Annotated in this window: 15 protein-coding genes and 2 tRNA genes; 3 read left to right on the top strand and 14 right to left on the bottom strand. The window is 35.5% G+C overall.

Annotation, left to right across the window (positions count from 1 at the left end; translation table 11 throughout):
* Positions 1–87: 87 nt before the first annotated feature.
* The 9 genes from CBG49_RS09170 to CBG49_RS09130 form a co-directional block, all read right to left on the bottom strand.
* The gene (locus CBG49_RS09170; protein ID WP_088594255.1) at positions 88–1,707 is read right to left on the bottom strand and encodes an ABC-F family ATP-binding cassette domain-containing protein; all 1,620 of its coding nucleotides are present in this window, start codon (positions 1,705–1,707) and stop codon (positions 88–90) included.
* A 27-nt stretch (positions 1,708–1,734) separates the two neighbouring features.
* Positions 1,735–2,223, bottom strand: a complete 489-nt coding sequence (locus CBG49_RS09165) for a DUF1877 family protein (protein ID WP_088594254.1) — start codon at positions 2,221–2,223, stop codon at positions 1,735–1,737.
* Between the two features lie 12 nt (positions 2,224–2,235).
* Entirely contained in the window at positions 2,236–3,069 is an 834-nt protein-coding gene (locus CBG49_RS09160) for a hypothetical protein (protein ID WP_088594253.1), read from the bottom strand.
* A 72-nt stretch (positions 3,070–3,141) separates the two neighbouring features.
* On the bottom strand, positions 3,142–3,540 hold the full coding sequence (locus CBG49_RS09155; RefSeq protein ID WP_088594252.1) for a hypothetical protein: 399 nt from the start codon (positions 3,538–3,540) through the stop codon (positions 3,142–3,144).
* 10 nt (positions 3,541–3,550) lie between these two features.
* Positions 3,551–4,246, bottom strand: a complete 696-nt coding sequence (locus tag CBG49_RS09150; RefSeq protein WP_088594251.1) for a class I SAM-dependent methyltransferase — start codon at positions 4,244–4,246, stop codon at positions 3,551–3,553.
* 12 nt (positions 4,247–4,258) lie between these two features.
* Entirely contained in the window at positions 4,259–5,575 is a 1,317-nt protein-coding gene (locus tag CBG49_RS09145) for a 5-methylcytosine restriction system specificity protein McrC (RefSeq protein WP_088594250.1), read from the bottom strand.
* Positions 5,556–7,817 (bottom strand): AAA family ATPase, encoded by a 2,262-nt coding sequence (locus CBG49_RS16105; protein WP_227002862.1) that lies wholly within the window; start codon positions 7,815–7,817, stop codon positions 5,556–5,558. Before CBG49_RS16105 ends, CBG49_RS09145 begins: the two co-directional genes overlap by 20 nt.
* A gap of 101 nt (positions 7,818–7,918) precedes the next feature.
* Positions 7,919–8,401 carry an Lrp/AsnC family transcriptional regulator gene (locus tag CBG49_RS09135; RefSeq protein WP_002678948.1) on the bottom strand — a complete coding sequence of 161 codons (483 nt, stop codon included), beginning with the start codon at positions 8,399–8,401 and terminating at the stop codon, positions 7,919–7,921.
* A gap of 102 nt (positions 8,402–8,503) precedes the next feature.
* Positions 8,504–9,550, bottom strand: a complete 1,047-nt coding sequence (locus CBG49_RS09130) for a M14 family metallopeptidase (RefSeq protein ID WP_088594249.1) — start codon at positions 9,548–9,550, stop codon at positions 8,504–8,506.
* A gap of 370 nt (positions 9,551–9,920) precedes the next feature.
* Between CBG49_RS09130 and CBG49_RS09125 the strand changes: the two genes are divergently transcribed.
* Entirely contained in the window at positions 9,921–10,391 is a 471-nt protein-coding gene (locus CBG49_RS09125) for a helix-turn-helix domain-containing protein (RefSeq protein ID WP_088594248.1), read from the top strand.
* Between the two features lie 88 nt (positions 10,392–10,479).
* Here CBG49_RS09125 and CBG49_RS09120 read toward each other — a convergent pair.
* From CBG49_RS09120 to CBG49_RS09110, 3 genes are all read right to left on the bottom strand, one after another.
* Positions 10,480–10,552, bottom strand: a tRNA-Met gene (locus CBG49_RS09120).
* A 69-nt stretch (positions 10,553–10,621) separates the two neighbouring features.
* Positions 10,622–11,731, bottom strand: coding sequence for an alanine racemase (alr, locus tag CBG49_RS09115; protein ID WP_088594247.1), 1,110 nt, complete (start codon positions 11,729–11,731; stop codon positions 10,622–10,624).
* Positions 11,728–12,495: an enoyl-CoA hydratase/isomerase family protein gene (locus tag CBG49_RS09110; protein ID WP_088594246.1), complete on the bottom strand. Its 768-nt coding sequence runs from the start codon at positions 12,493–12,495 to the stop codon at positions 11,728–11,730. Before CBG49_RS09110 ends, alr begins: the two co-directional genes overlap by 4 nt.
* A 91-nt stretch (positions 12,496–12,586) precedes the next feature.
* Here CBG49_RS09110 and CBG49_RS09105 point away from each other — a divergent pair.
* Positions 12,587–12,660: transfer RNA gene (locus CBG49_RS09105), tRNA-Ala, on the top strand.
* Between the two features lie 58 nt (positions 12,661–12,718).
* On the opposite strand, the gene folE is transcribed toward CBG49_RS09105, so the two are convergent.
* Positions 12,719–13,390 carry a GTP cyclohydrolase I FolE gene (gene folE, locus CBG49_RS09100; RefSeq protein WP_009751174.1) on the bottom strand — a complete coding sequence of 224 codons (672 nt, stop codon included), beginning with the start codon at positions 13,388–13,390 and terminating at the stop codon, positions 12,719–12,721.
* A 36-nt stretch (positions 13,391–13,426) separates the two neighbouring features.
* Positions 13,427–15,883 carry an endopeptidase La gene (lon, locus tag CBG49_RS09095; RefSeq protein ID WP_088595299.1) on the bottom strand — a complete coding sequence of 819 codons (2,457 nt, stop codon included), beginning with the start codon at positions 15,881–15,883 and terminating at the stop codon, positions 13,427–13,429.
* Between the two features lie 283 nt (positions 15,884–16,166).
* Here lon and CBG49_RS09090 point away from each other — a divergent pair, with 283 nt between their 5' ends.
* The gene (locus CBG49_RS09090) at positions 16,167–19,343 is read left to right on the top strand and encodes an efflux RND transporter permease subunit (protein WP_088594245.1); all 3,177 of its coding nucleotides are present in this window, start codon (positions 16,167–16,169) and stop codon (positions 19,341–19,343) included.
* Positions 19,344–19,365: the final 22 nt, after the last annotated feature.

Raw genomic sequence — 19,365 nt, 5'->3', positions numbered from 1 at the left:
AACTCTGGCAAAGTTCATTTTAATCATCTTTTTGTGCAATGACCTTTGCCAAAGTGCTGTGATTAACCATTAATCATTAACCATTAATCATTGTTTATACATTTTTTCCCTCAATTCTTGAATATTCTTGTCGTCCATATACTCATCAAAGGTCATATAGCGGTCGATAATGCCGTTGGGGGTAAGCTCGATGATACGATTGGCGACGGTTTGCGAAAATTCGTGGTCGTGGGTGGTAAAAAGCACGGTGCCTTTGAAGTTTTTCAGCGAGTTGTTGAAGGCGGTGATGCTCTCCAAATCCAAATGGTTGGTAGGTTCGTTGAGCATTAGCACATTGGCGCGCAACATCATCATACGGCTGAGCATACAGCGTACTTTCTCGCCTCCTGAGAGCACTTTGCAGTTTTTGAGGGCTTCCTCGCCACTGAAAAGCATCTTGCCCAAGAACCCGCGCACATATACTTCCTCGCGCTCTTCCTCTGTTTTCGCCCATTGGCGCAACCAATCCACCAAAGAAAGGTCTTGAGTGAAGAAATCGGAGTTATCCACCGGCAGGTAAGACTGCGAGGTGGTAATCCCCCACGCAAAAGTGCCCGCATCGGGCTTGAGGTTGCCGTTGAGAATCTCATAAAAGGCAGTGGTGGCGCGTGAATCCTTAGAAATCACGGCTACTTTGTCGTCTTTAGCAAGGTTGATATCTACATTTTGGAACAATACCTGTCCGTCGATAGATGCAGCGAGGTTTTCCACGTGTAGGATTTGGTCGCCAGCCTCGCGGTCACGCTCGAAAATGATGGCAGGGTAACGACGAGAGGACGGTTTGATTTCCTCGATATTGAGTTTCTCCAACATCTTCTTACGAGAGGTCGCCTGCTTTGATTTTGCCACGTTGGCACTAAAGCGCGCGATAAATTCCTGCAACTCTTTGGCTTTCTCTTCCGCTTTTTTGTTCTGTTGCGCACGCTGACGAGCTGCTAACTGGCTACTTTCGTACCAGAAAGTATAGTTACCCGAATAATGATTGATTTTCCCGAAGTCAATATCGGAGATATGGGTACAAACAGCATCGAGGAAGTGGCGGTCGTGGGAAACTACAATCACCGTATTGTCATAGTTTGCTAAAAAGTTCTCCAGCCAGCTGATAGTCTCGAAGTCGAGGTCGTTCGTAGGCTCGTCCATTATGAGTACATCGGGGTTGCCAAAGAGTGCTTGCGCCAAAAGTACTCGCACTTTTAGCTTACCGTCCATTTCGGACATTAGGGTATAGTGCATATCTTCGGTAATGCCCAAATTGGAGAGCAGTGCAGCTGCATCACTCTCGGCATTCCATCCGTTCATTTCATCAAACTGTATTTGTAGCTCACCAATGCGTTCGGCGTGCTCATCGGAATAGTCGACATAGAGGTCGTCCATCTCTTTTTTGACTTTGGAGAGGACTTTGTTGCCCATAATCACAGTGTCTAAAACGGTGTAGTCGTCATAAGCGTAGTGGTCTTGCTCAAGCACTGACATACGCTTGCCCGGTTCGAGGATCACGCGCCCCGAAGTAGGTTCTTGCTTGCCAGAAAGGATTTTTAGGAAAGTAGATTTGCCTGCCCCATTGGCACCGATGATGCCGTAGCAGTTGCCTTGTGTAAAAGTTACATTGACCTCATCGAAGAGGACGCGCTTGCCGAATTGTACGGATAAATTGGATACTGATAACATTGTTAATGATTAATGTTTAATAATTAATTAAAGATCTACGGTAAAAATAGTATTTAGTTGGTTCTTCAAAGCATATTTATAAAAATCTAATACCCCTTTGCTCCAACTCAACAAATAGTTAAGTTCTTCCTCATTTTTAGTATATGAGTAGTCTGAGGGAATTTTGTCAAAATTCTTTTTGATAATCTCTTGTAGATCATTCTCTTCAAGATAGTCTACAATTTTTTGAATATTATCAAGGTCATTCACAAATATTACACAATCATTATGATCTAATAATAAATAACCTCCAAAAACAATATTAGGAGCTATTCCTTCTTCTTTGTACCAATCACCCTCACAAAGACAATAGTGAATGCCCTCCCACGCTTTATCTATCTGATAACTTTTGGATGTACCCAAGAGATTTTCTTCAATGGTGTTGAGCATATAAGCATACATCTTGTCATCATCTTGTTCTGCAATAGTATCTACCTGCTCATCACTAAGTGCATAAAAAACGCCTAATCGTGCCATAATATATTTTTATTATTCGTCTCGGTTATACAAAATTGTTAAGTAAGCAGTTGCTTCCATATTATCCAAAATGGGTTTAGGATTATACATAAAAGTTTTGGTTTCTTTTTTAGGATTATTCTCATTCTCTTCAAATACATTTCCTCCCATAGTGATTTCCAACTTATTGGTGCTCAAATTAAAACTCACTATAGTTTCCTCTCCAGTACTCCTATCAAAACTATTGGTTTCCACTCCAATAAGTTCAAAATGGCTATTCTGGTATCTGAACACATACTCTACATTGGTAATATACCAAGAGCCTGCTGAAAAGAAATATTGAAAATTCAGTCGTAAGGTATTGTTTTTTATGTCTATATCACCTTCCTCTAACGGATCTAATAGAGAAGAATTTTCTTTTGGAGGCTCTATAAAACCTTTATCATTCTTAGCGGCTAATTTGTAAGTACCATTTTCCTGTTTGAATAGTACCAAAAGAGCCCTTGGGTTGGTATTCAACGTATCATTATATTCTGTAATGCTTATATTATTAGGATTTTCTTGTTCTACAATAAGAGCTGTATCTGTTAAGCCATCCTTGTTGAGATCTCCATCTACTTTTATTATAGCAGACCAATGTTTAGGCACAAAATCTTCCATTTTATTTCCTTGCTCAGGGAAATCAGTCGGATATTCTTCTATTACTGAGGTAGTTGATTTTTCATCTGTTGTTGAAGTAATAGGTTTATTCGTATCAATCACATTAGCATCCTTTTTCTTAGATAAGAAATCACAAGAACTTCCTAATAGGAAAAAAGATAGAATGCTAAATAGAAATAAGACTTTCCTAAAAATAATAAATTGCATACCGACCATATTTTTGCGCAAAAGTACACAATATTTGTAAGATATGGAAATAGTTGTGATTCTAAAAGAAAATTATTCTCTTTGTCCTCTCTCTATTTTTCTTACAAAATGGTCTAATTCTTTGCTTTCATAAAAATCAAAACAATCCAAACAAATAAGATTTGCTTTAGGATCCGCCATTTCATTCTTTAACAGTCCGTTAGGAAATTTAAACTGTTTGTTTTGGATCACGAAATCTTTTGTCTTTTCTAACCCCTCTAAGCCATAATGAAAAAATACAACCCCATCTATATGGTCTTTCGAGAATCGAAAGGTGCTGTCTATTCGATTGTAATTATGCTCCATACATAAGTAGAACGCGTATTTTTTGAGCAGTTTTATCCGATCTCTTTTAGTCAAATCTGGCAAGGTAGGCTTACAAGAAGACAACAAAACAACTATAATAAGCGATATTAATTTGATAATTCTCATAAGCTACTATTTACTTCTCAGCAGTTACTATCAGTGCCATTGATTTTTCCTTATCAAAAGGGTCTTTTTTGAAATTACCATATAGATTGATGGCTTGAAATCCTATTTTGGTGAGCCATTGGGTAAGTTCGTCAGCAAAAATAGGCTGTAACAGTTCCTCATTCTCTATGGTATCGTCCAAAATAGTCTTGAAACGAATTTTTCCTTCCTTATTGAAATAGTAAAATCGCTCAAACTTCACCTTATCGTTGGCTATCAGGGGGAGATTACCGAGGTAATCGTCTTGTTGCTGGGCAAAATACTTTTCAAAATTGACCAATTGCAGGACAAGTTTTCCCCCTTGGGTGAGTTGTCCATAAGCTTTTTGTAAAAAGAGCTGTATGGAAGCCTTACTATCCAAATGTGGGAGCGTATTACCGATGCAAACAATGTTGTCAAAGGTAGAAAGCTCATCAATAGTAAGCATATTGCGCTGTTGTACGTTAACACCCTTTTCGGCAGCATTGGCAATCAATCGCTCACTGAGGTCGATAGCGGTAACTTCGTATCCTTGTGAGCTTAGGTAAGCGGTAAGATTGCCCGTAGCAGCACCTACATCAAGGACAGTATGCCCTTGTAGTTCATCCGCAAAAAATGTTTGGTGGGCTGGAGATAGTGGAAAGATAAAGTCGTATTTTTCTGCAATTTCGTTATAGAATTTTGACATAATGATGAATGACTAAAGATTAGTAATTAATGGTATAGAAACACTTAATTTATAGATATTTCTATATTTAGAAATTTCTTTTTTGTTTTTTATGTTCAAACTTTTGTTTTCTTCCAATGAAGGATAAATGATAAGACAATCTATCAATTTATTTTCTTCTATTTTAAACTCATTGTAGACAGCTTCTAAACGTGCATAGCCACTTACTTGGCGGATGTCGTCTATATCTCTGCTATCTTTATAAATAGGTTTATACTTGGCATCAATGACCATTTTGTATTCTGGAGTGTTGAGCAAAAAATCTAATTCGGTATAATCGGCAATAAAATGATAGAGTACCTCTTTCCTACCTCCAAACTGTTCTTGTAGCTTTTTATAGACATATAACTCAAAAAGTTTGGGCATATCTATCCAAAAAGGCGGAATAGTTACTTTTTGTTGGGTTGTTTCGGTGATATTATACGAAAAACGCTTTAAGATATGCTTTCCGATACGAATAGCTTCCTCATATTCTTTGAAAAAAGTATTGGTAGTAAGTTTTTTGAGGTTTTCTATATTAATTTCTTCTGAAATCAATTCAAAATATGGACTACAATAGGTAATCAATTTGCGAATTGATTTGTCATTACCTGCAAAATAATTAGGATGTGTATTCTTAAAGCTGATGATAAATTGCAAAACTTTCTTTAAAAATCGATTTTCGAGGCTATCCATTCCAAACTCTTGATACTTACACACGTGGGCTGTGAGTTTATTCTTAAAAACATTTTGTTTGAGGTGTTTCCCTAACTGTATCTTACCTTTGATACGGCTATTAAGATTCTCTTCTACAGTGTAATACGATTTTTTAAGTCCTTTGCGCACAATACGCTTTAGTAGCAATAGGAATTGCACCATTAGAAAAGGCGTAAGTGTGTCTTTTTGCTGTTCGATGGTAATTGGAGGTTCGTCCCAATAGATTTTGATGAGGTCTTGTGTATCTTTAGGATCAAGCCCCGCAATGCTGAGAAGCATTTTTAGATAGTCAATTTCTGCCCATTCTTCTTCTTGATCAGGAGAGCCTTCAGCTATCTGTTTTTTATTCATTTTAGGCTCTATGTATACAAATTTGTGATGTTTTACCAACCACAACGCTCCTATATAATAGCCTGCCTGCAAACATACTTCTCCCTCATTTGTACGCTTAATTTCAAAAGGATAGACAGGATTTCCATGTCTATCTTTTTTTAATATATACGGACAAACCTCAGGTATTGCTTCAAATATTTTTAGCGCTTCCCCTTCCTTTTTGATGCTATAAGGCTGATGTTCAAGAAGCGTTATTTTCATTGTTGATAAGGTTATTTATAGTAGTTTCTATCCCTTCCCCTGCAAGAATACCATCTTTCACATATTCGAGCAAAATAGGCTTGATTTCGTATTCCCAACGGAAGTCGATAGGAGTATTTTTAGTAATAAAATATGAATGCCCTAATTGAACCTCTTCCTTTTTGAACTCAGGAGATAAATTAGTATTGAACAAGTTAGTTACTTTAGCAAATAACTTACTCTCAAACTGGTCGCCTAATTCATTTGTTAAATCTTTAGGCAAGACATTTACAAAGGCAAAGCGGCGGCGGATAGCATAGTCTATATGCCCTACGGAGCGGTCGGCGGTATTCATCGTACCGATAATATAGAGATTAGGGGGCAAAATAAGATTGTTTTCTCCCTCAATAGCATACATACTTTGTACTGCTTCACCTCGGTATTCTAAGGCATAGATAAGTTCGCCGAGTACAGCTGATAGGTTTGCACGGTTAATTTCATCTATGACAAGAACGTAGTTTTTAAGAGGTATTTTATCAACTGTAGGCTTATAGTTTTCTCTAAACTCATAGTATTTTTCTACAATTCTCAGAAAATAAGAGGCGTGTTGTCTGGCTTGACCACCTATAGTTGTCAATTTGGTTACCCCCTGTCTATCTCTTACACCCGATTCGATAATACGTTTAATTTCAGCATAATTCATATTCAAACCATTACTATGTACTTCCCAATTATCGCCTTTATATTTAAAACGCTTATCATCAGCATCAAAAAGATAAACAGCTTCTGTTAATGGATATTTGTAGTCTTCACTTTGAGCTAATTCTTCTTTGATATGTTCAATGAAAGCCTCAAAAACCTCTTCTTCTTTTAGTGTTTGTGTACTTTGTTGCGCTTTATGCCAATTATTAAAAGCTTCTTTAGCAAAAGCCCCTAATATTTTATTTTCAGCAGTATATACAATCCCACTCCCCTCTTCGTTAGGTTTAGCGACTATTCCTCTTACAAAATCTTCATAAGAGTAGCTGGGGTGAAACTGAATGAGTTTGAATCGCTCATTGCCCTCTAAACTATCATTTTCACCTAAGCCTAATAACGCTTTGGCAATACGTTTAGCCTCACGAGTTTTACCAGTACCAGGGGGACCTTGTAGAATGATTTGAGGTTTGTATTTTAAAAGTTTTATAACGAGGTTGTCCTCTTGAGCTTGTGTATTTCCGTTCATAATATTTAGTAAGTATTGAGCTTTTTCTAATTTTATATCTGTAAGTGTTTTTGGAGATAAATTATCTTCAACATCCCATACTCCTTTTTTTAGCCATTTAACTTCACGACAATGCTTATATGCAGTTCTTTCGTCATCAAAATAATAATCAGAGATTACTTTGCCATAGCCTAATAAAGTTTTTGTTCCTTTTTTAGCAATGACAATATCGCCTATATTTATTTTATTTTCTCCATTGCAAAAATCATCAATAGCAGAAACGTTATTAGGTTGTTTTTTCCTTTCTCCATAATTGTTTATTAGGGTTTTAAGAATAGATTTTCTATCCGCGTAATTTTCTAAATTTTCTAATTTGTCCCAGCCAATAGCCATAATACCTTCATTATAAAACTCCTCCCATTTAACAGCTTGTTCACCAGGACTGTATAACCAATATTTAGCCTCTTTATTAGCTGTTAAACTCCATATTCTTTTGGCAAAAGTAAAGTAATCCTCTTCGGGAGATTTTTGTTTAAGCACTAAATCTTGTAAGTTATAAAAAGAAATCTTTTTCTCAAACTCAATACTCAACTTTTTAGCTATTTCTATCAGTTTTTCTTTTGAAAATACATTCAAAATCCTATTATCACTATACAAATGAGCTATTTTCCATTTAATAGCATTACCTAAATCTATAGAATCAATAGCTTTAAAATCACCTGCTTGAGATTTCTTTATGATATCAATAATAATATTTTTCACATTATTAAAAGCCTCATCTCTTTCTTTTCCATATTTGTCAAGCCAAGCATATTCTCCATCAGATATAGCATTCTTTTCAAATTCTCTATCTGTATTTCTTCTCTTATAAATACCAAATTTAAATGATGAACCACCCCAAATACTTCCTAATATCTCTGTTTTTTTCTCTAACCAATAGCAAAAAGAGTCATCTTTATTGAGGTTAGTATATTCATCAATAGCCATTTCTTTCACTTGTTCTAAAGACCAAGTACTTAAAAATTCATCTCTTAATTGGTATAGTTCCTCATTTTCCATTTTTTGTATTTTTAAGCGACAAAAATACTCAAATTTCCGTATATAACAAAAGAGCTGCCTATTTTTTAGGTAGCTCTTTCAAAGTTGTTTAAATACTATTTTTATTGTAATTCACGGAAAGCTTTATGCAAAAGGCGACGCTTGTCGTTGATAGATTCTTCCATAGAAATCATAGTTTCGGAACGAGCTACCCCTTGAATATCATCTATCATATAGATCACTTCTTTGGCGTGTTTGGTGTCACGAGCTCGGATTTTACAAAAGATATTGTACTGCCCTGAAGTAATATGTGCTACTGTTACAAAAGGAATTTCTTCCAAACGTTCTAATACAAATTGAGCCTGATGATTACGCTCTAAAAAAATTCCTACATACGCTATAAAAGTATAGCCCAATCGTTCATAATCTACTGTGAGTGTAGAACCTTTAATGATACCAAGTTCCTCCATTTTTCGTACTCTTACGTGAACAGTCCCCGCTGAAATTTCCAACTGCTTGGCTATCTCAGTAAAAGGGGTTCGAGTATCATCAATCAACAGATCTAATATTTGATGATCAGTTTCATCTAATTTGTATCTCGCCATCTATTATATTTTTATAATTTACTCAGCGTGCAAAGTAAGTATTTTATTTTGAATTATCCAAATAAAAAGACTTATTTTTTACATTTTCTGTATTACTTTGTGTTAAAGCTTTTGTAAATCTAAACTATTTTCAATAGAACTTTTATTGATAGGAGCATTAAGATATTTAGATAGGGGTATTTCTTTATGCCCATATTTAGTGGATAAATCATCAATTTCAACAATATAAGGGACAAACGAGATTTGATTATTTTCTAAAACTTCTTTGTAAAGAATACCTACATCATTACCACTATGTGTATCATCACGCAAGATAATATCATAAAAACATTTGTCGTTTTCCGGTATATTGAAGTAATCTACGTAGTTTACATTTGTAACACAAGAAGTAGCAATGTATTCTAATGCTGTTAAAATAGCTATCGCTATGTAAGATCTTGTATGTTCACGGTTATAATCATTAGGGTAATGTCCTGCTTCAAAAAGGATTGTAGGTGTACCTAATGAAGTATATTTATCTCCAGTACAGTTGATATTAAAACTATCGTCAAAACGCGCTATTTGATTAGGTATATGATGTTGTAAAATGCTATTCATTACAACAATTAGCTCCATTGCTTTCTGGCGTACTTCGTTGATATTACGTTCTTTATTATAAGCAGGAGCTAAGAAAGAAACTGTGGCTGGAAGTGGAGTTCGTCCTACACTGAAAATAGTTCGTTGATCGTGCAGATTAAAGCAATAATCAGGCTGTACAAGGTCATAAGCTTTACGCAAACACTTGCTTTCAGGTTGTGTAAGTTCGTTAGCATCACGATTGAGATCAATATTGTTGTAATTTACACGTGTAAACAATTTAGCTCCGTCGGGGTTTAGCATTGGAATACAATAGATACTCAATTCGGATAAAATATTAGCTGTTTGAAGTTTTAATAGTACATCAAAAAAAGCTTTAGTAGTAGTAGATTCATTACCGTGCATTTGTGACCAAAGTAATATTTTTTTATTACCTTTACCTACTCTATACAAGTTAATAGGAATACCTTTAACAGAGTTTCCTAAGTGAATAATTTCATCAAAGGGATATTTATCTAAAAGAGGAATAATCATTTGATAGGTAATATAACGTCCTGAAAGTCTTTTTTCCATTTATATATATTTTTTAAGGACAAAAATAAGAAATTTTTAATAGATGACAATTATATATATGTAAAAACTTAAACATGAAGATTTTTACAAATGTAATCTATAATTACATTTACATAAAATAGAATTAACCTAATGGAATTTTTACAGGTGTAATCATAACAAAAACAAACATTTTTCAGTAGAAAATCTCTCATAAAGGTACTATAGAAATTTTTTATAGTTTATTCATTAATTGTTGTAAATAAATTAGTTATGTAAATAAAATAAATTAATACTTCAGTAGTTAAGAAAATATTATTATTTTAAATTTGTATATCTCAAAATATTGATTTACATTTGTACATTCTTAATAAAAATGATATAAGTTATAATGTTAAACACATCAGACTTTTCTATTCGCTTACAACAAGTGATGGATTATTATGGATTGAATGCAGCAGCTTTTGCCGATACTTTAGAAATTCAGCGTTCAGGAATATCACATCTTCTATCAGAACGCAATAAGCCGAGTTTAGATTTTATCTTAAAGCTCATAGAAAAATTTCCAGAGGTGGATATGTATTGGATAACTCAAGGAAAAGGAACATTTCCTCGTAAAGAAGAGAAAGAATTTTCCGTACCTAAAAAAGTACAACAACCTGACTTATTCAGTGATATTCCAGAAATAGAAATGGAAAGTCCCTCTCCTACTCTATCCTCTCCTATTAAAGAAGAAAAAAAAGTTAGTTTAGATAAAGAAGTATCTTTACCATCTTCTATAGTGAATAATACTGTAGGAAAGAAAATTAAGCGTATTATCTTTTTTTATGAAGATAATCATTTTGAAGTTTTTGATAGTTAGGTGGAGGAAAATAGCCCCAAACAAGACCCATACATTTTAAGAAGTTAGGCGTAATTAGTTGATTATCCAACTAATTACGCCTATTCTGTAGCGGGAACTGGACTCGAACCAGTGACCTTCGGGTTATGAGCCCGACGAGCTGCCTACTGCTCTATCCCGCGATTTCTGTGTGCAAAGTTACAACCTTTTTTATAAATACCAAACTTTTGAAAAACTTTTTTTGTATTTTTTTAATCTTCCAAATATATTCTCTTGATTCTGTGTGCCATAGAGGTGATTAATTCGTAAGAAATGGTACCTACTGCTTCGGCTAGCGTTTCAGCTGTATGATTTTTATCGAATACAATTACTTCATCACCTTCTTGACAAGGAACTTCAGTAACATCTACTAAAATCATATCCATACATACATTACCAATAATTGGGGCTTTTTTTCCATTGATGAATACAAAACCTTTTCCCTTGCCATAAATACGATTGATACCATCGGCGTGACCTACAGGGATTGTTGCAGTTTTAGTGATATGGTTGGCAATATAACCACGATTATAACCTAAGCTATCACCTATTTGCAAAGTGTGTAGTTGAGAGATTACACTTTTTAATGTCATAATAGGTGTAAGATATTGTTGTAGTTTAGTATCATTAGCAAATCCATACATTCCTATGCCACAACGTACCATATCAAATTGTGCGTGAGGATAGTTTAGTATGCCTGAAGTATTACATTGGTGATAGAGTACTTTATGAGTGAAAATTGTGTTTATTTTTTCTTGAAAAGCTATAAAGGTATTTATTTGGTTTTCAGTAAATTCTTTCTCATTCATATCTTCGGAAGCAGCTAAATGAGAATAAGCTGTTTTTACTTTTACAGTAGTATTGTTTTTCAACAAAGTAAGTACCTCTTCTATTTCACTCAAATCAAAGCCTAAACGATTGAGCCCTGTATTACATTTAAGGTGTACAGGATAGTCTGCTAATTGTTGTTTTTCAGCATAGCCTAAGAATAGTTTGGCAATACGTTGTGAATATAAGGTAGGTTCCAAGTTATATTTTACAATATCACCAAAGTTTATAGGTTGTGGGTGTAATACTAAAATAGGAAGTGTAACTTCAGCTTTTCTAAGTGCAATACCTTCAGAAGTGTAAGCTACTGCAAAATAATTAACTAATCCTTTTTTTTGTAAGTGAGACGCTATGGTTACAGAATTATTTCCATAGGAAGAAGCTTTCACTACAGCTAAGAACAAAGTAGTAGGTTTGAGTCGGTTTTTTAAATAATGAATGTTTTTTTCTAATGCAGTAAGGTTGATTTCTAAAATGGTTTCTTCTGTTTTCATTTATTCTTTAATTTTTCTAACATTAATTTTGTTTGTTCTGAAAGTACTAATCTACCTGAAATAGCAGCATTATCAATTAGTTCTTTTTCCCAATGTTCAGTGTGTTGCCAAGTAATACGTTTCATTTCTGACAAAGCTATAGGATTAGATTTTAGTAGGGTAGCTATGAAATGCTCTATAGCCTCATCCATATCTTTTGTATTTTCGAATACACGTGCTACTAATCCCTTTTGTTGAGCCCAATAAGCACTTTTCCACTGATCGGGCGCCATAAATAGTTCATTGAGAGTTGATTGTCCTGCTTTTCGAAGAATGGCAGGGGCTATTACAAAAGGACCTATACCTAAAGATAGTTCAGAGAGTTTGATACTCAAAGCTTCAGTAGCAAACGCATAGTCTAAAGCAGCGATCAATCCTACTCCACCTCCAACAGCTTTGCCTTGTACACGACCAATGATGAGTTTTTTACAACGACGCATTGCTAAAAAAAGGTGTGCAAAGCCTTCGAAAAATCGTTTACCCTCTTCTTCATTTGTAACTGCTAAAAGTTCATCAAAAGATGCTCCAGCGCAAAAAGCCTTATCTCCTTCACTTTTAAGAAGAATGATACTTACTTCTTTGTTTTCAGAAAGAGTCTCAATTTCTTTGGTAAGTCTATTGAGTAACTCTAAAGGAAAAGAGTTGGCGTTTGGATGTCCAAAGGTAGTGATAGCCAATTGTTTATCTATTTTTGTATATAAAGAACCTTGTAATCTATCAGTCATTATTATTAATATAAATTTTCGGCAAAAATAAAACTTTTTTTGCAAATAGGTTTGGTAATTCAAAAAAATATTTTACCTTTGCCGCGCAAATGGGGATGTAGCTCAGTTGGCTAGAGCGTTTGGCTGGCAGCCAAAAGGTCGTGGGTTCGAGCCCCATCTTCTCCACAACTAAAAAAGCTATCTTTCTTGGGATAGCTTTTTTAGTTTCTAATTACATTTAAAATTAGTGAAATCTTGTTTCTAATTTGATATATTCTAAAAATTCCTTTCTTACTTCAGGATTTTTAAACTTACCACCGAACTCAGCAGTAACTGTACTGCTATCAATATCTTCTATACCACGAGAGTTTACACACAAGTGTTTAGCATCTATAATGCAAGCTACATCTTCAGTACCGAGAGCGCGTTGCATTTCTTGGACAATTTGCATTGTAAGTCGTTCTTGCACTTGTGGACGTTTTGCATAATACTCTACTATACGATTCATTTTGGAAAGACCTAACACTTTGCCATTAGAAATATACCCCACATGGGCGCGCCCTACTATAGGTAATAAATGGTGTTCACAAGTAGAATATACTACTATATTCTTCTCAACTAACATCTCACCATAGTGGTAAGAGTTATTAAAAGTAGACATTGAAGGTTTACGTTCAGGTAATAAGCCCCCAAAAATTTCTTTTACAAACATTTTAGCTACACGTTTAGGGGTACCTTTCAAACTATCATCAGTTAAGTCCATTCCCAAAGTGTGGAGGATAGCACGTACGTGTGTTTCTATTTCAGCTATTTTTTCACTTTCGCTTAACTGAAAAGCATCAGCTCTAAGAGGTGTAACAGCTGAGGTGGCAATATGGTTGTCGCCTAATATATCTTCTTCTTGATTTTTATTCATTATGTTTTTTATGTTATGAGAATGCAAAGATACAAATTATTCATCAAATGTTAAAACTTTTTTGTGTTTTACATCTTGGTTGGTAATTGCTAAACGTATTACTTCTTCCATATCGGTTACATAGAGAAAAGTAAGTCCTTTAAGGTATTCTTGTTTGATTTCCAAGATGTCTTTTTCGTTGTCTTTACATAAAATATATTCTTTAATACCTGCACGTTTTCCTGCTAAAATTTTTTCTTTGAGACCACCCACAGGGAGAACTTTCCCACGCAAGGTAATCTCACCTGTCATAGCAAGGTGTCTTTTCACGCGTTTTTGGGTAAAAAGAGACATTAATGAGGTGAGCATTGCAATACCAGCACTTGGACCATCTTTAGGAGTAGCTCCTTCGGGTACGTGTATGTGTACATCGTAATTGCTAAAGAGTTTAGGGTTAAGATTATATCGTTCAGCATTAGCTTTTAAATATTCTAAGGCGATGGTAGCCGATTCTTTCATTACCTGACCTAAGTTACCTGTAATATTCAGTACACCTTTTCCTTTAGAAAGGGCAGATTCTATAAAGAGGATATCACCTCCTACACTTGTCCAAGCTAATCCAGTAACCACACCTGCTACCTCATTGTCTTCATATTTATCACGTTCTAAGCGGGCAGGTCCTAATATTTTTTCTATAGTTTCTATAGTGAGTTTAGGGTCGTACGCTTCTTCCATTGCAAGGTTTTTAGCTCCATAACGTACTACTTTGGCAATTTCTTTTTCCAAAGCACGCACACCAGATTCACGAGTGTAGCCTTCAACAATGCGTTCTATTTCTTTTTTACCTAACAGCAAATCAGTATCTTTCATACCGTGTTCTTCTAATTGTTTTGGCAATAGATGTCGTTTGGCTATTTCAGTTTTTTCCTCTATAGTATAACCTGTTACGTTGATGAGTTCCATACGATCGAGTAAAGCAGGTTGTATGGTAGAAAGATCATTGGCAGTAGCGATGAACATTACTTTAGAGAGATCATAGCCCATTTCGAGGAAATTGTCGTAAAACTCCCTGTTTTGTTCAGGGTCAAGCACTTCGAGCATTGCCGAAGAAGGATCTCCTTGGTAACTATTGCTACCTAATTTATCAATTTCGTCTAACACAAAAACAGGGTTAGAGGTTTTAGCTTTTTTGAGTTGCTGTAATATACGACCAGGCATTGCACCTATATAAGTTTTACGGTGCCCACGTATTTCAGCCTCATCGTGCAAACCACCTAAAGACATTCGTACATATTCGCGATTTAAGGCTTTAGCAATAGAACGACCTAAAGAAGTTTTTCCTACCCCAGGAGGTCCGTAGAAACACAAAATTGGTGATTTCATATCATTACGCAGTTTGAGTACTGCTAAATACTCTATGATACGACGTTTCACTTCTTCTAATCCATAATGTTCTTTATCGAGGATTTTCTGAGCACGTTTTAGGTCGAAGTTATCTTTAGAATATTCATTCCAAGGTAATTCTAAGAGTACTTCTAAGTAGTTGCGCTGGATACCATAGTCGGGGCTATTAGGATTGGTGCGTTGTAGTTTGCTGAGTTCTTTTTCAAAGAGTTCTTTTATTTTGTCGTCCCATTTTTTGGTTTTAGCTTTCTTTTTGAGTTCTTCCATCTCTTGCTCATACGATACACCGCCTAATTCTTCTTGAATAGTGCGCATCTGCTGATGCAAGAAGTACTCACGTTGTTGCTGATCGATATCAATACGAGTTTTCGATTGTACTTCGTTGCGCAGAGTAAGACGTTGCAAGTCGATGTTTAAATATTTTAAGATAGCTGTAGCGCGCTCTTTCAGCTCATCAATTTCCAATACGCCTTGTTTTTCCAAAACGGTAGCATTCATATTGGATGATATAAAGTTAATGAGGAACGAGTAACTTTCTATGTTTCGGATAGCAAAAGCAGCCTCTGAAGGGATGTTTGGATTTTCCTGTATAATTTTAATAGAAAGGTCTTTTACTGCATCAATAGTTGCTTCAAATTCTTTATCATTAGGGTCGGGTTTTATATCCGACATTTCTTTGATCACCGCTTTGATATAGGGTTTTTCTTCAACAAAACTTTCTATTTCAAAACGTTTTTTACCTTGAATAATGATAGTAACATTGCCGTCAGGCATTTTTAGTACTCTAAGTATACGAGCTACTGTACCAAAGCGGAAGAGATCCTTACCTTCTGGAATCTCCGTTTTTTCATCTAATTGGGCTACCACACCAATTGTTTTAGTAGTGGCATAAGCTTCATTAATAAGATGAATAGAAGCATCACGCCCTGCAGTGATAGGCACTACTACGCCTGGGAAAAGTACAGTATTTTTTAAGGGGAGGATAGGTAATACGTGAGGAATGCGTTCACGTTCTATTTCTTCTTCATCTTCTAAAGTGAGAAGTGGTATAAATTCAGTATCTTCATCGATATGTTCAGCAACAAGGCTGTCAAAATTTCCTATATTCATATTTGTATTATTAGAAAGTGTCATTTTGTCAGTAGTGATTATTTTATACAAGTAAAAAAATATATATAAATTACTGACAAACAAGACACTAAATAAAAAATAGTTAATGTTTTGCGTATATATTGCAATAGATGTGCCAAGATTAGGTAATTAGTTTAAGGATAGATTTTAAATAGAAAAAGAAATTATAGTAGTGTAATTGAAGGAAATATTTTTTGGAAACTTTTTTTGTTTATTAAGTTTTTTGTTGTACTTTTGCCGCCGATTTAGAACAAATAAACAAATGGATTTAATTAAACTTTCTATTAAGCGTCCCAGTGTACTTATTGTGATGCTCTTGTTGTTGCTACTTGGTGGCTTCTATTCGTATAAGTTATTGAACTACGAACTCATTCCTAAGTTTGAAGTGAATGTAGTTACGATCTCTACTGTGTATGCGGGAGCCTCTCCTTCGGAGATTGAGAGCACCGTGACAAAGAAAATCGAGGATGCCGTTTCGGCTTTGGAAAATATCAAAAAGATACAATCATATTCGTATGAAAGCCTTTCGGTGGTAGTAGTACAACTTACTAACGATGCGAATGTAGATAACACCCTTAATGAGGCACAGCGCAAAATTAATGCAATAAGAGCTGATTTGCCCGATGATGCTAAAGAACCATCATTGAATAAATTCTCTCTTTCCGATTTGCCTATTGTGTCTATTGGGGTAACTTCTAAGTTATCGGCACAAGAATTGTACGACTTAGTAGATAAAAAAATACAGCCAGAGTTATCACGTGTTCCAGGAGTAGCACAAGTGAATATAATAGGTGGTCGCAAACGCGAAATACGTGTGAGCATTGATGCTAAGAAGTTAGAAGGTTATGGTCTTTCTATTGCTCAAGTACAACAATTAATTGCAGCTTCGAATATGGAAATTCCTTCGGGTAAAATTAAAACTCGTGAGAATAGTACTTCTATACGTTTACTTGGTAAATTACAAGATGTAGAACAATTGCGCAACCTTATACTTGCTTCACAGAATGGAGTAGAGATACGACTTTCGGATGTAGCTGATGTACAAGACACCGAAGAAGAAGCTACCAAAATAGCGCGCATAGACCAAGAAAATACTCTCTTGTTACAAGTATTGAAACAAACCGATGCCAATGCAGTATCGGTGAGTGAGTTGGTGCGCAAAAAAATGGCTCAAATAGAACAAACGTATAAAAATGAAGGTGTAAAGATGCTTTTAGCTGAGGATACCAGTGAGTTCACCTTAGAAGCAGCCAACTCTGTAATGTCCGATTTGATATTGGCAATTGTATTGGTAGCAGTAGTGATGTTCTTCTTCCTCCACAGCCTACGTAATGCTATTATTGTAATGGTATCTATACCTACTTCTCTCATCGCTACTTTTATAGGTATGTATTTCTTTGGTTTTACACTGAACTTGATGAGCCTTGTTGCCCTTTCGATGGTGGTAGGTATCTTGGTGGACGATGCTATTGTAGTATTAGAAAACATTCACCGCCATATGGAGATGGGTAAGAATAAAGTGCGTGCTGCTTTTGATGGCTCTAAGGAAATTGTGCTTACTGTAATGGCAATTACCTTAGTAATTGTGGTAGTGTTTGTCCCTATTTCATTAGGTAATGCTATTGTAGTAAAAGTATTGCGTGAGTTCTGTTTGACTGTAGCTATTGCTACAATGCTTTCATTATTGATGTCTTTTACAGTAGTCCCTTGGTTGTACTCTAGGTTTGGAAAATTAGAACACGCAAATCCCAATTCATTTTTAGGAAAACTAACCATAGGCTTTGAAGGATACCTCAAACGCTTTACACAGTTCTTCTCTGACTTATTGGTATGGGTATTTGCCAATAAATGGAAAACTATTATTTTGGTATTTTTCCTTTTTGCGGGTTCTTGTTCATTGATTCCTACTGGATTTATCGGATCTGAGTTTATGCCTAATATGGATAGAGGAAAGTTTTTAGTACAGTTTGAATTGAATAAAGATGCTTCCTTAGAGCAGACTAACTTTATGACCCAAAAAGCTGAAAATTATCTTCGTAGCTTAAAAGTAGAGGGTACCAATAAACCTTTGGTAGAGAGTATGATTACTACTGTAGGACAGTCTACCAGTGGTATGGGAGCTTCACAAGCAACTCCTTACAAATCGGAAATACAACTTACTATTATCGATAAAAAAGAACGTAATGAATCGACTAACGTAATTGCGGCAAAGCTGAAACGTAAACTGAGTCAGTATTTAGTAGAAGCTAAAGTAAAGACGGTGCCTGTAGGATTGATGGGAGCTGAGCAATCACCAATTGCTTTGGTAGTTACTTCTGACAATGTGGAAGTAGCCCAACAGTACGCTGAGAAAACAGCTGAGCTTCTTAAAACTGTTGAAGGTGCTACTGAAATTAAGCTTTCCTCAGAATCTGGTAATCCCGAAATAAATGTGCAGATAGACCGCGATAAGATGGCAATGTTAGGACTTAATATTGCTACTGTAGGGGGAACGATGCGAACCGCTTTTAATGGTAATGACGACAGTAAGTTCCGTACAGGAGATTCAGAATACAATATTAATATAGTGTTTGAAGAAGGTAGCCGTCAGTCTATAGACGATATAGAAAATATGATGTTTATCAACTCAGTGGGACAACAGGTAAAACTATCACAATTTGCTAATATTGTTTATGCTTCAGGACCTACACAGCTAGAACGTTATGACAAATCACCTTCGGTAACCGTAAAAGCTCAATCGGTAGGTCGTCCTACAGGTACTATAGTTTCAGAATGGAAAACTAAGATAGACCAATTAGAAAAACCTGCTAACGTACACTTTGTGTTTACAGGTGACCAAGAGATGCAAGACGAAGGGTTCGGCACCTTGTTTATATCGCTCTTTGCAGCTATTCTCTTAGTTTATATGGTAATGGTAGTGTTATACGACAGTTTTTCACGACCTTTTGTAGTATTGTTCTCTATACCGCTTTCGTTCATTGGAGCTTTAGTAGCTTTGGCATTAGCTAATATGTCACTCAATATCTTTACTCTTTTAGGTATCATTATGCTTATCGGGTTGGTTGCTAAGAACGCGATTATGTTAGTAGACTTCGCTAACCACCGCAAGCAAGAAGGGGAAGATACTGTAACTGCATTAATACAAGCAAACCACGCCCGTTTACGCCCTATCTTAATGACGACTATCGCAATGGTAGCAGGTATGATTCCGCTTGCTATTGCCAATGGAGCAGGTGCCGAAGTGAACAATGGTTTGGCGATTGTAATTATAGGTGGACTTATTTCCTCATTATTCTTAACACTTATTGTAGTGCCTTTGGTATACCTTATTTTTGACAATATTGGCAGACGTTTTGGTAAAGGTACTAAGACTGATTACGAAAAACTGATGATTGCTGATTACGAGCACAGAGACATCAAAGGCGAACACGAAGTATAACTATTCATCTTTATAAAAAGAA

The organism is Capnocytophaga endodontalis (genome assembly GCF_002209445.1).
Classification (GTDB): Bacteria; Bacteroidota; Bacteroidia; order Flavobacteriales; family Flavobacteriaceae; genus Capnocytophaga; species Capnocytophaga periodontitidis.
This window is presented reverse-complemented; position numbering and strand designations above follow the sequence as displayed.

Coding starts and splice junctions, on each gene's coding strand:
- CBG49_RS09165 (WP_088594254.1), bottom strand. CDS start 2,223: ATGGCACGATTAGGCGTTTTTTATGCACTTAGTGATGAGCAGGTAGAT.
- CBG49_RS09110 (WP_088594246.1), bottom strand. CDS start 12,495: ATGACTGATAGATTACAAGGTTCTTTATATACAAAAATAGATAAACAA.
- alr (WP_088594247.1), bottom strand. CDS start 11,731: ATGAAAACAGAAGAAACCATTTTAGAAATCAACCTTACTGCATTAGAA.
- CBG49_RS09155 (WP_088594252.1), bottom strand. CDS start 3,540: ATGAGAATTATCAAATTAATATCGCTTATTATAGTTGTTTTGTTGTCT.
- CBG49_RS09090 (WP_088594245.1), top strand. CDS start 16,167: ATGGATTTAATTAAACTTTCTATTAAGCGTCCCAGTGTACTTATTGTG.
- CBG49_RS09150 (WP_088594251.1), bottom strand. CDS start 4,246: ATGTCAAAATTCTATAACGAAATTGCAGAAAAATACGACTTTATCTTT.
- CBG49_RS09125 (WP_088594248.1), top strand. CDS start 9,921: ATGTTAAACACATCAGACTTTTCTATTCGCTTACAACAAGTGATGGAT.
- folE (WP_009751174.1), bottom strand. CDS start 13,390: ATGAATAAAAATCAAGAAGAAGATATATTAGGCGACAACCATATTGCC.
- CBG49_RS16105 (WP_227002862.1), bottom strand. CDS start 7,817: ATGGAAAATGAGGAACTATACCAATTAAGAGATGAATTTTTAAGTACT.
- CBG49_RS09145 (WP_088594250.1), bottom strand. CDS start 5,575: ATGAAAATAACGCTTCTTGAACATCAGCCTTATAGCATCAAAAAGGAA.
- CBG49_RS09170 (WP_088594255.1), bottom strand. CDS start 1,707: ATGTTATCAGTATCCAATTTATCCGTACAATTCGGCAAGCGCGTCCTC.
- CBG49_RS09160 (WP_088594253.1), bottom strand. CDS start 3,069: ATGCAATTTATTATTTTTAGGAAAGTCTTATTTCTATTTAGCATTCTA.
- CBG49_RS09130 (WP_088594249.1), bottom strand. CDS start 9,550: ATGGAAAAAAGACTTTCAGGACGTTATATTACCTATCAAATGATTATT.
- lon (WP_088595299.1), bottom strand. CDS start 15,883: ATGAATATAGGAAATTTTGACAGCCTTGTTGCTGAACATATCGATGAA.
- CBG49_RS09135 (WP_002678948.1), bottom strand. CDS start 8,401: ATGGCGAGATACAAATTAGATGAAACTGATCATCAAATATTAGATCTG.